This is a genomic window from Zestomonas carbonaria (genome assembly GCF_904061905.1).
Taxonomy (GTDB): domain Bacteria; phylum Pseudomonadota; class Gammaproteobacteria; order Pseudomonadales; family Pseudomonadaceae; genus Aquipseudomonas; species Aquipseudomonas carbonaria.
This window is the reverse complement of record NZ_CAJFCI010000136.1, coordinates 1-221: the sequence shown is the minus strand read 5'-3', so window position 1 is coordinate 221 and position 221 is coordinate 1. Positions and strand designations below refer to the sequence as shown.

1 pseudogene is annotated in these 221 nt (G+C 68.8%); it reads left to right on the top strand.

Annotated features, from left to right (window positions below):
* Positions 1–8 precede the first annotated feature (8 nt).
* A pseudogene (locus PSEWESI4_RS25000) lies at positions 9–221 on the top strand (hypothetical protein); the annotation flags it as partial.

Here is a 221-nt window from a genome sequence, read left to right as displayed (position 1 = left end):
TGCACGCGATGCCCCGCCAATCCGACCTGCGCTTCACCTTCGCGCCCGCCAGCGGCGACTTCGAGGTCGTCTCCTTCGAGCTGGACGAAGGGCTGTCCATGCCCTTCCGGCTGACCCTCGAACTCTCCAGCCGCGACCCCGCCGTGGATTTTGGCGCGATCCTCGACCAGCCCGCGCTGTTCACCCTCTGGCACGGCGAGCGGGCGGTGCGCCATGTCCAT